We start from the raw sequence: 15,003 nt of genomic DNA on the forward strand, positions 1-15,003 counted from the left end.
TTGACCAACACGCGTTGGCATTGGAGACGGTCATGACGGAGACCCACCGCAAGCCCGGCACCACCCTCAGCCCGCAGACGACCCCCGACCTGGAGACCGCCGACGTCATCGTCGTCGGCGCCGGCCCCACCGGACTGCTGCTCGCCGGCGATCTCGCCGAGGCCGGACTGAGCGTCACGCTCCTGGAGCGCCGCCCCGCGACGCTCAGCAATCTCACCCGCGCCCTGGCCGTGCACGCCCGCTCGCTCGAGCAGCTCGATGCCCGCGGGCTCGCCGACGAACTGGTCGCCGGCGGTCACCGGCTCACCAGCCTCGGCCTGTTCGGCAGCGCCGTCCTCGCACCGGCCCAGCTGCCGACCCGCTTCCCGTTCGTCCTGATCACCCCGCAGTTCGAGGTCGAGCGGCTGCTGGAGCGCCGGGCCCGGAAGGCCGGTGTCACCTTCCGGTACGACTCCGAGGTCCTCGGCGTCGATCAGGATGCGGACGGCGTGACGATACGGCTGCGTGACGGCGATGGGATCGGCAGCGCCCACGCCTCGTATGTCGTCGGCACGGACGGCGCCCGCAGTACGGTCCGCCAGGCCATCGGCCTGCCCTTTCCCGGCAAGACCATCATCCGCTCCATGTTGCTGGCCGATGTCCGGCTGGCCCAGGAGCCACCCTCCCCCTTTACCGTGAGCGCCTCGCCGGACGCCTTCGCTCTGATCGGCTCGTTCGGCGACGGCTGGTACCGCGTCATCGGCTGGAACCGCCACGCCCAGGCAGACGACCGCGCCGCCGTCGACTTCGCCGAGATCCGCGAGGTGGCCCGGCTCGCCCTCGGTACCGACTACGGCATGCACGACCCCCGCTGGATCTCCCGCTTCCACAGCGACGAGCGCCAGGCCCCGCAGTACCGCGTCGGCCGCGTCTTCCTCGCCGGCGACGCCGCGCATGTCCACTCGCCCGCCGGCGGCCAGGGGATGAACGTCGGCCTCCAGGACGCCGCCAACCTCAGCTGGAAGCTGGCCGCGGTCCTCAAGGGCCACTCCCCCGACACGCTGCTGGACAGCTACCAGACCGAGCGGCACCCGGTCGGCAAGACGGTGCTTCGCAGCAGCGGCGCCATGGTCCGGCTCGCGCTGCTCCGCTCGGCGCCCGGCCGCGCCCTGCGCGGATTCCTCGCCCAGGCCGTCAACCATGTGCGGCCGCTCTCCCGCCGCGCGATCGGCACCGTCTCCGGTATCGCCGTCTCCTATCCGGCCGAGCGCGGCGCCCACCCGCTCACCGGGCACCGCGCCCCCGACGTCCGCCTGGCCGACGGCAGCCGCCTGTACGAACTGCTCCGCAAGGGCACCTTTGTGCTCATAGCCCCCGCCGGGGACACCGCCGCCCTCGGCCCCGCCGCCGACCGTGTCCTTACGGCCTCCTGGGCGAGCGACCGCCGTACCGCGCTGCTCGTCCGCCCCGACGGCTATATCGCCTGGGCCACCGACGCCACCCGTCCCGCCGACCGCGGCGCGGCGCTCCGTACGGCACTCGCCCACTGGACGGGCGCCGGGATAGCCCCGACAGCCGCCCCGGGGTCCAACTCAGCTGTCAGGCAGGCCAGTTGACGAAAGGAAGGTCGCGACCACGGCACGTACCAGGACAACGGCGATGTCCGCCCGCACGGCCCGCGCGCCCCGTCCACCCCCGCTCTTTACCCTGGCTCCATGCTGATCGCTCGCTCCATCGCCCTGTTCGTCGTCGCGGCACTCTTCGAGATCGGCGGCGCCTGGCTGGTGTGGCAGGGGGTGCGGGAGCACCGGGGCTGGGTCTGGATCGGTGCGGGGGCGATCGCCCTCGGACTCTACGGCTTTGTCGCGACCCTCCAGCCGAACGCCGATTTCGGGCGCGTCCTGGCCGCGTACGGCGGGGTGTTCGTCGCCGGGTCGCTGGCCTGGGGCATGGTCGCGGACGGCTACCGCCCCGACCGCTGGGATGTCATCGGCGCGCTGATCTGCCTGGCCGGCATGGCGGTGATCATGTATATCCCCCGCGGCCGCTGACCCCGTCTGCCTATCCTGACCCCAGGCCGCCCACACCGGTCACCACGAGCAGGCCACAAGCAGGCCACGAGGAGAGCGCATGACCAGCGCCAGCACCGCCGACGCCGGCACCACCGAAGCCGGCACCGCCGACGACCGCACCCCGGAGGGGAGCGCCGGCGCGGGCCGTATCGCCGTCATCACCGGAGCGAGCAGCGGCATCGGCGCCGCCACCGCGCGGCAGTTGGCCGCGGCCGGTTACCGCGTCGTCCTCACCGCCCGCCGCAAGGACCGCATCGAGAAGCTCGCCGCCGAGCTGCCGCATGCCGAGGCGTACGCGCTCGATGTCACCGACCGCGCCGCCGTCGACGCCTTCGCCGCCTCGCTCGACCGCTGCGACGTCCTGATCAACAACGCGGGCGGCGCCTTCGGCGCGGAACCGGTCGCGACCGGCGACCCGGAGGACTGGCGCGCGATGTACGACGTCAACGTCCTCGGCGTGCTCCATATGACCCAGGCGCTGCTGCCCGCGCTCACCGCGACCGGGGACGGCACCGTCGTCGTGCTGTCGTCCACCGCCGGCCATGCCGCGTACGAGGGCGGCGGTGGCTATGTCGCGGCCAAACACGGCGCGCACGTCCTCGCCGAGACCCTCCGCCTGGAGCTGTGCGGCGAGCCCGTACGGGTCGTCGAGGTGGCGCCGGGCATGGTCAAGACCGAGGAGTTCGCCACCACCCGCTTCCGCGGTGACGTCGCCAAGGCCGCGAAGGTCTACGAGGGTGTTGCCGAGCCGCTCAGCGCGGACGATGTCGCCGACACCATCGCCTGGGCCGTCACCCGCCCCTCCCACGTCAATATCGACCTCCTGATCGTCCGCCCCCGCGCGCAGGCGTCCAACTCCAAGGTCCACCGCACCGGTTGAGCACCCGGGCCCGGGTGGCCGCGAGGCCGAAACCCGGGCCCCGGGCCGCCCGCCCCAGGCCCTCAGCCCTTCACACACACCACCTGCTTGAGGTGCGCGACGACCTCCACCAGGTCCCGCTGCTGCTCCATGACCTTCTCGATCGGCTTGTAGGCGCCCGGGATCTCGTCGATCACCCCGGAGTCCTTACGGCACTCCACGCCCCGCGTCTGCTCCTCCAGGTCCCGCGTGGAAAAGCGCTTCTTGGCGGCGTTACGGCTCATCTTGCGGCCGGCGCCGTGCGAGGCCGAGTTGAAGCTGGCCGGATTCCCCAGGCCCTTGACGATGTACGAGCCGGTGCCCATCGAACCCGGAATGATGCCGTACTCGCCGCTGCCCGCCCGGATGGCGCCCTTACGGGTCACCAGCAGGTCCATGCCGTCGTACTGCTCCTCGGCCACATAGTTGTGGTGGCAGGAGATGACCTCGCCGAAGGTGACTCTGGCCTTCTTGAACTCCCGGCGGATGACGTCCTGGGAGAGCGCCATCATGATCTCGCGGTTGTGCTTGGCGTACTCCTGCGCCCAGAACAGATCGTTGCGGTACGCCGCCATCTGCGGGGTGTCGGAGATGAAGACGGCGAGATCGCGGTCGACCAGTCCCTGGTTCTGCGGCAGCTTCTGCGCCACGCCCATGTGGTATTCGGCCAGTTCCTTGCCGATGTTGCGCGATCCGGAGTGCAGCATGATCCACACGGAGTCGTCGGCGTCGAGGCAGAACTCCCAGAAGTGGTTGCCGCCGCCGAGCGAGCCCATCTGCTTCACGGCCCGTTCGCGCCGGAACCTGACCGCGTCGGCCACTCCGTCGAACCGCGCCCAGAAGTCCTCCCAGCCCGACGTCGCCAGTCCGTGCAGCCGTCCCGGGTCGACCGGGGAGTCGTGCATGCCCCGCCCCACCGGAATCGCCTGCTCGATCTTGGAGCGCAGCCGGGAGAGATCGCCGGGGAGGTCGTTGGCGGTGAGCGAGGTCTTGACGGCGCTCATTCCGCAGCCGATGTCGACGCCGACCGCCGCCGGGCAGACGGCACCGCGCATCGCGATCACCGATCCGACGGTGGCCCCCTTGCCGTAATGCACATCCGGCATCACGGCGAGCCCCTTGATCCACGGGAGGGTCGCGACATTGCGCAGCTGCTGCATCGCGACGCCCTCGACCGCGGCCGGGTCCGTCCACATGCGGATCGGTACCTGCGCACCGGGCACTTCGGTGTACGACATAACTTCCTCATTCCCCCGAAAGCAGTGAAAACGCAAAACGCGGACAAATCATCGGATCTTGGACGGTTGACCGGCGTCCGCGTCGCCACGTGCGGTAGACATTGTGTCCACCGGCCGCCGCTCGGCGGCAACATATTTCCTGGGGATCTTCGCAGGCGAGGTACGCGCGAAGCACAGGCGAAGCAGGGAAAGGAGCCCGCGAGCGATGCGACCGAAAACGCTACGGAAGTCGTTCGTCCCCGGTGCCGCAGTGGTGGCGGCCGCGGCGCTCGCCGTCGGCCTCACCGGCTGCACCGCCGGCTCCGGCAGCGCCGACGGGAGCGCCGACGCCAAGGGCGGCGATGCCACCGCCTCCAGCCAGAGCGCCGAGCCGGGCCGCTACCAGACCCTCCCCGAGGCCTGCCGGCTCCCCGCGCGCAGCACCGTACGCAGTCTGCTGCCCGGCGATGACCAGCAGCTTTCGCAGGAGGACGCGGACAAGATCTACGCGGGCCAGCCCGACGTCACCTATGACACCGACCGCCGCGTCGGCTGCCACTGGAAGCGCGAGACCACCGAGGGCACCCGCCACCTGGCGCTCGACATCGTGCGGGTGGTCTCGTACGACTCGTCCGTGAGCGACGACGACCGGGCGCAGGAGATCTACTCGGGCAAGGAGCGGGCCGCCGAAATCCCCTCCGACGGGTCCGCCACCCCCGGCTCGCCCACGCCGTCCACCAAGGGCTCCCCGGAGGCGAAGGGCGCCACGCCGGACGAGAGCACGCCCAAGAACAAGGCCACGAGCAAGGCCAAGGGCGGCAAAAAGGGCGCATCGGACACCGCATCGCCCTCCACGGGCGCGAGCGCGAGCCCCGACGGCTCCACCGCACCGCGCGTCCTGGGCGGCCTCGGCGACGCGGCCTTCCTGAACGACAAACTGGCCACCGCGGACTCCGGTGTGCACCGCGATGTCACTGTGGTCTTTCGCACGTCGAATGTGATCGTGACGATCACCTACGACCAGTGGTCGACGGACAAGACCAACCTGCCGCAGAGCCAGGAACTGCAGGACAAGGCCCGTTCCCTGGCCGACGAGCTGGCGGAGAGCCTGTCCGAATAGCCCTCTTTATTCCACCCATCACCGATGGTCCCGTTAGACGCCAAATACCAGCATTCACCCGATCGCGTGCGCGGTACGAAACGGCCACCGGCCCCGTTCCGCCGCGTACCGTGCCGTCTAGCGCCGCCCTCGTACGGACCCCCGTACGGCCCTCGTACGCGAGGCGGGCCGCCGCCACGACGACGAACAGCGAAGGAACCATGCACCGTTCAGCCAAGCGACTCGCCAGCCTTCTCGCCTGCGCCGCAGTCCCGGTGATGCTCGTCGCCGGCTGCTCCGGCTCGGACAGCAGCAACAGCTCCGACGGCTCCTCCGACGCGCCCAGCACGTCGACCAAGCCGTCGGCGACCGTTGCGGCCGCCAAGTACAAGAAGCTGCCCAACCCGTGCCAGGCGTTCTCCAAGGACACCCTGGGCAAGCTGGTGCCCAAGACGAAGAACAAGGGCGGCGAACCGGGCACCTCCGACGACGCCACCTCGCACGCCACCTGCTCCTGGGACAGCTCCGACGAGAACGGCGTCGACGGCACCCAGTTCCGCTGGCTGGACATCGGCTTCCAGCGCTACGACTCCGACCCCAACCCGGCGGTCGGCACCGGCGAGAAGCGCGCCACGGACTTCTACGCCAAGCAGGTCGCCAACGCGAAGGGCACCGAGGGCGCCAAGAAGGTGCAGACGGCCAAGACCGACAGCACCGGCGACGAGTCGACCGCGATCACGTACGACATCACGAAGGACAAGACGCCCTTCAAGAACACGACGATCGTCGCCCGTGCGGCCAACATCGTGGTCACGGTCAACTACAACGGCGCGGGCATGGCCGGAGCCGACACCCCCAAGGGTGCCGACCTGCTGAAGGCCGCCCAGGCCGCCGCCAAGGAGGCGGTCGCCGCGGCCGTCAAGGCCAACGGCTGACCGGACACCCGACGGACGCACCGGCCCACCGAGGGGATCTCACCCTCGGTGGGCCGGTGCGTCGGTGGACTGGTGGGCCGGTGCGCTCGGCGTCAGTAGTCGATCGCCTGGTAGACCGTGGTCCAGAAGTCGTGGATGAGCCGCGCCGAATCCGGAGTGGACATCCCGACCTGGGTGAGCAGGGTTCCGGTGAGCCGGTTGTGCGGGTCGGCGTAGGTCGTGGTGCCGGTTCCGCCGTCCCAGCCGAACTGGCCGATGGGCGCGTAGTCGCCGCGGTAGGTGCGCACCGCCATCCCGAAGCCCCAGCCGCCGTGCTGCCCCTGGCCGAACGAGATGTGGACGTTGTCGCGGGCCATGGCGCTGCGGGCGGCGTTCTGCTCGGGCGTGAGGCAGTTGGTGGTCATGAGCTCGACGGCGGCCCGGGACAGGATCCGCTCGGTCCCGTGCATCCCGCCGTTCAGCAGCATCTGGAAGTAGGCGTGACAGTCGTCCACGGTGGAGACCAGCCCACCGCCGCCTGACGGGAAGGCCGGGGGCCGGCTGTACTGCCCGCCCGCCGCCTCGTCCCACACGGTGAACTCCCCGGTCTGCGCGTCGGGGACGTAGCTGGTCGGCAGCCGGTCGATCTTGTCGGCGGGCACATGGAAACCGGTGTCCTGCATCCCCAGCGGGTCGAGGACGCGTTCGCGCAGGAACGTCTCGAACGACTGGCCCGTGACCCTGGCGACGAGCACGCCGAGCACATCGTTGCTGATCTGGTACTGCCAGCGCGCCCCGGGCTGGTGCATCAGCGGGAGCGTGCCCAGGCGGCGCATCCACTCATCCGGGCCGGGCGCCCCCTGCGCGCTCTGGGAGAAGACGCCCCGCTCGAAGATCGCGTCCATGATCGGGGTGCCCATCGACGTCAGATCCACGCCGAGCCCGAACGTCGAGGTCAGCAGGTCCCGTACGGTGATCGGCCGCCGCGCCGGCACGGTGTCGTCCAGCGGGCTGTCGATCCGCTTGAGGACCTGCCGGTCGGCGAGTTCGGGCAGCCACTGCTCCACCAGGTCGTCCAGCCGCAGCCGGCACTCGTCGAGCAGGACCATCGCCGCCGCCATCGTGACCGGCTTGGACGTCGAGGCCATCCGGAAGATCGTGTCCCGGCGCATCGGCGCGCCGCCGTCATGGCGCATCGTCCCCAGCGCTTCGACGTGTGTCTCACCGCCCCGGCTGACCAGGGCGACAAGCCCGGGAATCTTCCCGGAATCGACATGCCGTGCCAGCACCTCGCGGATTCTGCGGAGCCCTGCTTCGGAGAAGCCGCCGGGCTGGTCGGTGAGGTTGAGGGACATGGCTGTGTGCTCCTTGTGGTGAGTGCGGGTGGGTGGTTGTTGCGGTGAGGTGTGGCTGCCGCCGGGCGCGTCGAGGGTGTTCCTCGGGAGGGAGCGGGTCAGAGGCTGCGGGCGGTGATGTCGCCGTGCGGGGTGGTGGCGTGGATGTCGAGTTCGGCGGTGCCGTCGTTCTTGAGGGCGTTGCTGATGCGGCCGTGGCCGGTGCCGGCGTCCAGGGCGGCGGAGACGCCCGCGGCGGCGCCGATGGTGATGTCGCCGGACTGGGTGCGGAGCACGACCTTGCCGCTCATGGCCTCGGTGATGCGGATGTCGCCCCGTGCGGTGCTGATGTCCGCGGGGCCGCCCAGCCGGCCGACCTCGATGTCGCCGTCGACCGCGGTGAGGCGAAGGCCCGCGGCCTCGTCGATCTTGATCTGGCGGTACGCGCCTTCGAAGACGATGTCCCCGAGGCGGCCGACGGTCCGGAGTTCGGCGCTGGCCGTCTTGGCCTCGACGCGGGAACCGGCGGGCAGCTTGACCGTCACCTCCAGGGATCCGGTGGGGCCGAAGTACTGGTCCTTCGCCGCGTGCTCGATCCGCAGGACTCCGTCGGCGTATTCGACCGTGGTCTGCTCCGCCGCCTTGACGTCGCGGCTCTTCGAGGCGTTCGCGGGCAGGACCTCGACCGCGGTGTCGGTCCGGTCCGCGGCGATGAACTGGACGCGTCCGGCGGGGATGGCCAGGACGGCGGAGATCGGGGCGGGGGTGGTGAACTTCTGCATCGTGCTCTCCCTTGTGCTTGCGGTTCGCTGTTTCCTGATGAGGGAAACGCTACGTTGCTTTCCAAGTTCAGGCAACAACATCTTTGCTTTGGAAGAGCATTCATGCAGGTGGGAGCTAGATAATCGTTGCAACGCCCTCTCGATTAACGCAACGGCAGAGCCGTCAATCGTTGCAATACAGTGAAGGTGAACGCTATGGTGGAGGCGTCGAGGAACACCGAGCAGCGCCATGGAGCACCCGTGGGGCAGGAAAGGGGTCGTGATGCCGGGAGGCAGGCTCACCCAGGCCGAGCGCCAGCAGATCGCCGTGGGACTGGCCGACGGCCTGGCCTACGCCGAGATCGCCCGCCGTCTCGACCGTCCGACCTCCACGATCACGCGTGAGGTGACGCGGAACGGCGGCCCCGCCGGCTACCGCGCCGACCTGGCCCACCGCGCCACCCAGCAGCGCACCCACCAGCGCAGGCAGGCCGCGCCCCGGGGATCACAGGCGTCCCCACAGCCCTACGGACGCGACGCCGAGGCCGTGCGCGACTACCAGGAGGCCCTCACCACCGTCTATATGACCTCCGGCCTGCCCAAGATGATGGCCCGGGTGCTGGGCTGCCTCTACACCACCGACACCGGCAGCCTCACCGCCTCCGAACTCGCCCAGCGCCTCCAGGTCAGCCCGGCATCCATCTCCAAAGCGATCACCTTCCTGGAGGGCCAGGACCTCGTCCGCCGGGAACGCGACGAAAACCGCCGCGAGCGCTACGTCGTCGACGACGACCTCTGGTACCAGGCGATGATCCGCAGCGCCCGGGCCAACGACCTGTTCATCGAGACCGCACGGCAGGGCGTCGGCGTCCTCCGCCCCGGCACCCCGGCCGCCGCCCGCCTCGAAAACGCCGCCCGCTTCCTCGATTTCGTCAGCGAAGGACTCATCCGCGCCGCGGAGCAGGGCCGCGAAGTCCTCTACACCAGAGCCGAAACGACCCCGGACGACACCGCCCGGCCGCGTTCGGATCGCGCATAGACAGGGTGGCGGCATAGGCCGGGGCGCAGGCTCCGTCCGTACCGCCACACGCTCGCGCACACGCATGTGCCAGGCTGTCGCTCGCAACAGACCGACTAGGAGGGGTCCTCGGGTGGCCGCGGCACTGAAGCTGACACGCACACACCGGATACTCATCGGAGTGGTCATCACCGGCGCGGTGGTCATCGCCGGCATCGGCTTCGCGGGCTCCTACGCGGCCGTACGTGCACTGGCCATCAAAAAGGGGTTCGGCGACTTCGCCTACTTCTTCCCCATCGGCATCGACGCGGGCATCTGCGTCCTGCTCGCCCTGGATCTTCTGCTGACCTGGATCCGGATGCCCTTCCCGCTGCTGCGGCAGACGGCGTGGCTGCTGACCGTCGCGACCGTGGCATTCAACGCGGCGGCGGCGACCGACCCGTTGGGCATGGGCATGCATGCCGTCATCCCGGTGCTGTTCGTCGTCACCGTCGAGGCCGCCCGGCACGCCGTCGGGCGGATCGCCGACATCACGGCGGACAAGCACATGGAGGGCGTACGCCTCACGCGCTGGCTGCTGTCGCCCCTCCCGACGTTCCTGCTGTGGCGGCGGATGAAGCTGTGGGAGCTGCGGTCGTACGACGCGGTGATCGAGCTGGAGCAGGAACGGCTCGTGTACCAGGCACGCCTGCGGTCGCGCTTCGGGCGGGGCTGGCGGCGCAAGGCTCCGGTGGAATCGCTGATGCCGCTGCGGCTCGCCCGGTACGGGGTGCCGCTGACGCGGACCGCTCCCGCGGGGCTCGCCGCGGCGGGCATCGAACCGCAGCTGCTCCCGGCAGCGCCGCAGCAGGCCGCGGCCTCCGCCGCACTGGAGCCGCAGGCCCACGCCCCGCAGGCCCAGGAGCCTGCCGAGGAACTCCACAGCCCGTGGTTCGCCGCGCCGCAGCAGGTGACGTATCAGGGGGACTACGACCCGACGTTCGTCCCGGAGCAGGGGCAGGAACAGCTCCCGGTCCCGGCACCGCGCGCCCCGGAACCAGAACCCGCGCCGCAGGTCCCGGTGCCGACCGGTGCAGGCGGGACCCGTCCGCTCGGCAAAGGCGTCCCGAAGGCGGACCCCCAGCCCGACCGGGAACCCGCCGCGGCGCCGACCGTCGACGATCTCTACCTGGTGTTCCGGCGCTCACTGGAGGGCGAGGGCATGCCGACACCGGACGCGTTCGCCGCGAACCTGGAGGCGCAGTACGGGCTCCGCCTGCCGCACCGCGACCTGACCCGCTACATGGACCAGTTCACCAACCGCCTCAACGCAGAGCTGATGGACGAACACATCGCATAACGCGCACCCGGCCCCAGGCGCCTCCCTACGCCCCCTCTCCCCCTGCTTCGCGCTTCTTGTCCCCCTCGCCCCACACCCCCAGCACCGCGCCCACCGCGAAGACCCCCAGGTAGGCGACCGACGGCAGGTCGACCAAGTGGTGCAACACGCCCCAGGCGCCCCCGAAGAACACCTGGCCGATGAAGCCCAGTGCCCCCTGGAGCATGACGAAGAAGCCGAAGTAGCCGATGAACACCCTGAATCCCCTCATGGATCAAGGGTGATGCGAACGGCCCCGGGGATCCTCGTCCCCGGGGCCGAACCCGTTCTCCTACCGAAGTCGCACACCCGCCGCCGGTTCCTACGCCTCGGCGGCAGGCGCCCCGGTCACCCGCCCAGCAGCCTGCGCACCCGGTCCGCGCCGACCGCCAGCAGCAGCGTGGGCAGGCGCGGGCCGGTGTCGCGGCCGACCAGCAGGTTGTAGAGCAGGGCGAAGAAGGTGCGCTGGGCGACCTTGAGCTCGGGGGTCGGCTTGGCGTCCGGGTCCAGACCGGCCTGGATCTTGGGCACGCCGTAGACCAACGTGGTCAGGCCGTCCAGCGACCAGTGCTCGTCCAGCCCGTCGAGCAGCAGCCGCAGCGAGGTACGGCCCTCCTCGTCCAGCGAGCCCAGCAGTTCCTTGTCCGGTTCGTCGCGGACGATGGTGCGCTGGTCGGCGGGGACCTGGGTGGTGATCCAGTACTCGGCCTTGTCCAGCCGCGGCCGGGCCTCGTCCAGCGAGCGGACCGGGTTGTCGGGGTCCAGCTCGCTCAGGATGCGCAGGGTCTGCTCGTCGTGGCCCGCGGTGATGTCCATGACGGACGCCAGCGTGCGGTACGGCAGCGGGCGCGGGGTGACGGGCAGCTCGCCGGCGGCGGTGCCGATGGCGCGCTTGTAGGCGGCGGCGTCGGCGGGCTGCGCGGAGCCGTCGGCGACCTTGGCGCCCAGCTTGTCCCACTCGTCGTAGAGCCGCTGGATCTCCTGGTCAAAGGCGATCTTGAAGGACTGGTTGGGCTTGCGGCGGGCGTAGAGCCAGCGCAGCAGCGGCGCCTCCATGATCTTCAGCGCATCGCCCGGGGTGGGCACGCCGCCCTTGGACGAGGACATCTTGGCCATGCCGCTGATGCCGACGAAGGCGTACATCGGGCCGATGGGCTGGTCCGCGCCGAAGACCTCGCGGACAATCTGACCGCCGACGACGTAGGACGAACCGGGCGAGGAGTGGTCCACACCGGACGGCTCGAAGACCACGCCCTCGTACGCCCAGCGCATCGGCCAGTCGACCTTCCACACCAGCTTGCCGTGGTCGAACTCGCGCAGCACGACGGTCTCGGAGTGGCCGCAGGCGGTGCACTCGTAGCTGAGGTCGGTGGTCTCGTCGTCGTAGCCGGTGACCGTCGTCAGGTCCTTGTTGCAGACCGTGCAGTAGGGCTTGTACGGGTAGTAGCCCGCGCGGCCCGCGCTGCCGTCGTCCTCGCCGGCCGCGCCCGAGCCCTCGGCGGCCTCCAGCTCGGCCTCGTCGACCGGCTTCTGCTGCTTCTTCGGCTTGCCGGTGGCCTTGTCCTTGGTGCGGTAGCGGTCGAGCACGGCGTCGATGTCGCCGCGGTGCTTCATCGCGTGCAGGACCTGCTCACGGTAGGCGCCGGAGGTGTACTGCTCGGTCTGGCTGATGCCGCGGTACTCGATGCCCAGCTCGGCCAGCGACTCCTCCATGGCGGCCTTGAAGTGCTCGGCCCAGCTGCCGTACGAGCTGCCGGGCGGGGCCGGCACGGCGGTCAGCGGCTTGCCGATGTGCTCCGCCCAGGACGGGTCGATACCGGCCGGGACCTTGCGGTAGCGGTCGTAGTCGTCCCAGCTCAGGATGTGGGTGCAGGCGTATCCGCGGCGGCGGATCTCGTCGGCGACCAGGTGCGGGGTCATGACCTCGCGGAGGTTGCCCAGGTGGATGGGGCCCGACGGGCTCAGGCCCGAGGCGACGACGATCCCCGGTGCGGAAGCGTCTGATGTCACCGTGCCGGGGGCGCGGCGCTCCGCCTCGGCAATGACCTCGTCCGCGAACCTGGAGACCCAGTCGGTCTCGGTGCTCTGCTGAGCCACGATCGGCCCTTCCTCTTCCTGGTGCTTTCCCGTTGCGCCCTGTGGTGCGCCCGGCGGCGCGGTGCGGGCCGGGCGGGTCCGGATGTTTCACGTGAAACAGCCCCCGGCTCGGCCTGACGGCACACATACCCCTGAGGGCACACATAAGCCTGACGGTGCCATTCTCCCAGACGTCGCCCGGTCAGAAATTCAGTGGTACCGGCGTGGGATACTCACTGGCAAACCCTTTCCACTCCAACGCCCCCTCCCTCTAGCAGAGAGCGCTCTCTCCATGGCCTCGGTCACTTCCCTCGCAGCTTCGGTCAACCAGCGCGTCGCGGACGCCCTCTCGGCAGCCCTGCCGGAGGCCGGCGCCGCGGACCCGCTGCTGCGACGTAGCGACCGGGCCGACTTCCAGGCCAACGGCATGCTGGCGCTGGCCAAGAAGCTCAAGGGCAATCCGCGGGAGCTGGCCGCCAAGGTCGTGGACGCGATCGGCGAGAGCGACGTCCTCAAGGAGATCGAGGTCTCCGGGCCCGGCTTCCTGAACATCACCATCGCGGACGAGGCGATCGTCAAGACCCTCGCCGCGCGCGCCGCCGACGCCCGGCTGGGTGTGCCGTTCGCGGCGAGCCCGGGTACGACGGTCATCGACTATGCGCAGCCGAACGTCGCCAAGGAGATGCACGTCGGTCATCTGCGCTCCGCGGTGATCGGTGCGGCGATGGTCGAGATCCTGGAGTTCACCGGCGAGACGGTGATCCGGCGCCACCACATCGGCGACTGGGGCACCCAGTTCGGCATGCTCATCCAGTATCTGACCGAGCACCCGCACGAGCTGGATCACAAGGGCGGCGAGGGCACCGAGGTCTCCGGCGAGGAGGCCGCGTCCAACCTCAACCGGCTCTACAAGGCCTCGCGTGCCCTGTTCGACTCCGACGAGGAGTTCAAGGAGCGGGCCCGGCGCCGGGTCGTCGACCTCCAGGCGGGCGACGAGCAGACGCTGGCCATGTGGCAGCGGTTCGTCGACGAGTCGAAGATCTACTTCAACTCGGTCTTCACCAAGCTCGACATGGACATCCGCGACGCCGACATCGTCGGCGAGTCCGGCTACAACGCCATGCTGGAGGAGACCTGCCGGCTGCTGGAGGAGTCCGGTGTCGCGGTGCGCTCCGAGGGCGCGCTGTGCGTCTTCTTCGACGATGTGAAGGGCCCGGACGGCAACCCCGTCCCGCTGATCGTCAAGAAGTCCGACGGCGGCTACGGCTATGCCGCCACCGACCTCTCCGCGATCCGCGACCGCGTCCAGAACCTCGGCGCGGACACCCTTCTCTACGTCGTCGACGTCCGCCAGTCGCTGCACTTCAAGATGGTCTTCGAGACCGCGCGGCGGGCCGGCTGGCTGGACGACAAGGCGCACGCCGTCCAGCTCGCGTTCGGCACGGTCCTGGGCAAGGACGGCAAGCCGTTCAAGACCCGGGCGGGCGAGACGGTGCGGCTGGTGGACCTTCTGGACGAGGCGATCGAGCGGGCGACGACGGTCGTGCGCGAGAAGAACAACGAGAAGATCGCCCTCACCGAGGAAGAGATCGTCGAGAACGGCACCCAGATCGGCATCGGCGCGGTCAAGTACGCCGATCTGTCGACGTCCGCGAGCCGCGACTACAAGTTCGACCTCGACCAGATGGTGTCGCTGAACGGCGACACCTCCGTCTACCTCCAGTACGCCTACGCCCGTATCCAGTCGATCAAGCGGCGGGCCGGCGAGACGCGCCCGGTCGCCCACCCGGAGCTGCCGCTGGCCCCGGCCGAGCGGGCGCTGGGCCTGCATCTCGACGGTTTCGCCGAGGTGCTCGCGGAGGCGGCGGCGGCGTACGAGCCGCACCGGCTGGCCGCGTATCTGTACCAACTGGCGTCGCATCTGACGACGTTCTACGACCAGTGCCAGGTCGTCAGCGAGGACAATCCGACGGAGGTCGTCGAGAACCGTCTGTTCCTGTGCGATCTGACCGGCCGGACCCTGCACCAGGGCATGGCGCTGCTGGGGATCCGCACGCCCGAGCGGCTCTGAGCTTCGCGGTACGGACAGGAGCGGTGGCCCGGATCTTTTCCGGGCCACCGCTTCGTCGTTCCGCCGTGGGAGAAGGCGCCTCGCAGTATCGGACAGGTGATCGATAGGGTCTCCCCTGCACGCGCGGGGGCGTGCGCCAGGAACTGGTTCGTCCCCCGCTGTTCGGCGCCGGCGCGCTGGACGCCGACACCGAGGAGGGGGACAGCC

13 protein-coding genes are annotated in these 15,003 nt (G+C 70.1%); 8 read left to right on the forward strand and 5 right to left on the reverse strand.

The features are described 5' to 3' along the window. Positions 1-32: 32 nt before the first annotated feature. The 3 genes from B1H19_RS19585 (at position 33) to B1H19_RS19595 (ending at position 2,931) form a co-directional block, all read left to right on the forward strand. Positions 33-1,595 carry an FAD-dependent oxidoreductase gene (locus tag B1H19_RS19585; RefSeq protein ID WP_083105952.1) on the forward strand — a complete coding sequence of 521 codons (1,563 nt, stop codon included), beginning with the start codon at positions 33-35 and terminating at the stop codon, positions 1,593-1,595. A 99-nt stretch (positions 1,596-1,694) separates the two neighbouring features. Continuing rightward, positions 1,695-2,030: a YnfA family protein gene (locus tag B1H19_RS19590; RefSeq protein ID WP_083105953.1), complete on the forward strand. Its 336-nt coding sequence runs from the start codon at positions 1,695-1,697 to the stop codon at positions 2,028-2,030. Positions 2,031-2,109: 79 nt separating this feature from the next. Continuing rightward, complete coding sequence (locus B1H19_RS19595; protein ID WP_083105954.1) at positions 2,110-2,931, forward strand: SDR family NAD(P)-dependent oxidoreductase; 822 nt, start codon at positions 2,110-2,112, stop codon at positions 2,929-2,931. Between the two features lie 62 nt (positions 2,932-2,993). On the opposite strand, the gene B1H19_RS19600 is transcribed toward B1H19_RS19595, so the two are convergent. Then, on the reverse strand, positions 2,994-4,187 hold the full coding sequence (locus B1H19_RS19600; protein WP_083105955.1) for an RtcB family protein: 1,194 nt from the start codon (positions 4,185-4,187) through the stop codon (positions 2,994-2,996). 205 nt (positions 4,188-4,392) lie between these two features. Here B1H19_RS19600 and B1H19_RS19605 point away from each other — a divergent pair, with 205 nt between their 5' ends. Together B1H19_RS19605 and B1H19_RS19610 are read left to right on the forward strand one after the other, a co-directional pair. Beyond that, a complete protein-coding gene (locus tag B1H19_RS19605) occupies positions 4,393-5,286 on the forward strand; it encodes a hypothetical protein (protein WP_083105956.1) in 894 nt (297 codons plus the stop codon). A 200-nt stretch (positions 5,287-5,486) separates the two neighbouring features. Next, on the forward strand, positions 5,487-6,200 hold the full coding sequence (locus B1H19_RS19610) for a DUF3558 family protein (RefSeq protein WP_083105957.1): 714 nt from the start codon (positions 5,487-5,489) through the stop codon (positions 6,198-6,200). Positions 6,201-6,292: 92 nt separating this feature from the next. Here B1H19_RS19610 and B1H19_RS19615 read toward each other — a convergent pair whose 3' ends face one another. Together B1H19_RS19615 and B1H19_RS19620 are read right to left on the reverse strand one after the other, a co-directional pair. Beyond that, positions 6,293-7,534, reverse strand: a complete 1,242-nt coding sequence (locus B1H19_RS19615; RefSeq protein WP_083105958.1) for a serine hydrolase domain-containing protein — start codon at positions 7,532-7,534, stop codon at positions 6,293-6,295. A 98-nt stretch (positions 7,535-7,632) separates the two neighbouring features. Further along, entirely contained in the window at positions 7,633-8,295 is a 663-nt protein-coding gene (locus B1H19_RS19620; protein WP_083105959.1) for a DUF4097 family beta strand repeat-containing protein, read from the reverse strand. Positions 8,296-8,557: 262 nt separating this feature from the next. Here B1H19_RS19620 and B1H19_RS19625 point away from each other — a divergent pair, with 262 nt between their 5' ends. Continuing rightward, a complete protein-coding gene (locus B1H19_RS19625) occupies positions 8,558-9,313 on the forward strand; it encodes a GbsR/MarR family transcriptional regulator (protein ID WP_083105960.1) in 756 nt (251 codons plus the stop codon). A gap of 112 nt (positions 9,314-9,425) precedes the next feature. After that, positions 9,426-10,631 carry a DUF2637 domain-containing protein gene (locus tag B1H19_RS19630; protein WP_203237183.1) on the forward strand — a complete coding sequence of 402 codons (1,206 nt, stop codon included), beginning with the start codon at positions 9,426-9,428 and terminating at the stop codon, positions 10,629-10,631. A 25-nt stretch (positions 10,632-10,656) separates the two neighbouring features. Here B1H19_RS19630 and B1H19_RS19635 read toward each other — a convergent pair whose 3' ends face one another. Both B1H19_RS19635 and lysS read right to left on the reverse strand, forming a co-directional pair. Beyond that, the gene (locus B1H19_RS19635; RefSeq protein WP_083105961.1) at positions 10,657-10,881 is read right to left on the reverse strand and encodes a hypothetical protein; all 225 of its coding nucleotides are present in this window, start codon (positions 10,879-10,881) and stop codon (positions 10,657-10,659) included. 116 nt (positions 10,882-10,997) lie between these two features. Next, complete coding sequence (gene lysS, locus B1H19_RS19640; protein ID WP_083105962.1) at positions 10,998-12,746, reverse strand: lysine--tRNA ligase; 1,749 nt, start codon at positions 12,744-12,746, stop codon at positions 10,998-11,000. Between the two features lie 271 nt (positions 12,747-13,017). On the opposite strand from lysS, the gene argS reads away from it, so the two are divergent. Continuing rightward, positions 13,018-14,796 carry an arginine--tRNA ligase gene (gene argS, locus B1H19_RS19645; RefSeq protein WP_083105963.1) on the forward strand — a complete coding sequence of 593 codons (1,779 nt, stop codon included), beginning with the start codon at positions 13,018-13,020 and terminating at the stop codon, positions 14,794-14,796. Positions 14,797-15,003 lie beyond the last annotated feature (207 nt).

Source organism: Streptomyces gilvosporeus, from assembly GCF_002082195.1.
Lineage (GTDB): Bacteria > Actinomycetota > Actinomycetes > Streptomycetales > Streptomycetaceae > Streptomyces > Streptomyces gilvosporeus.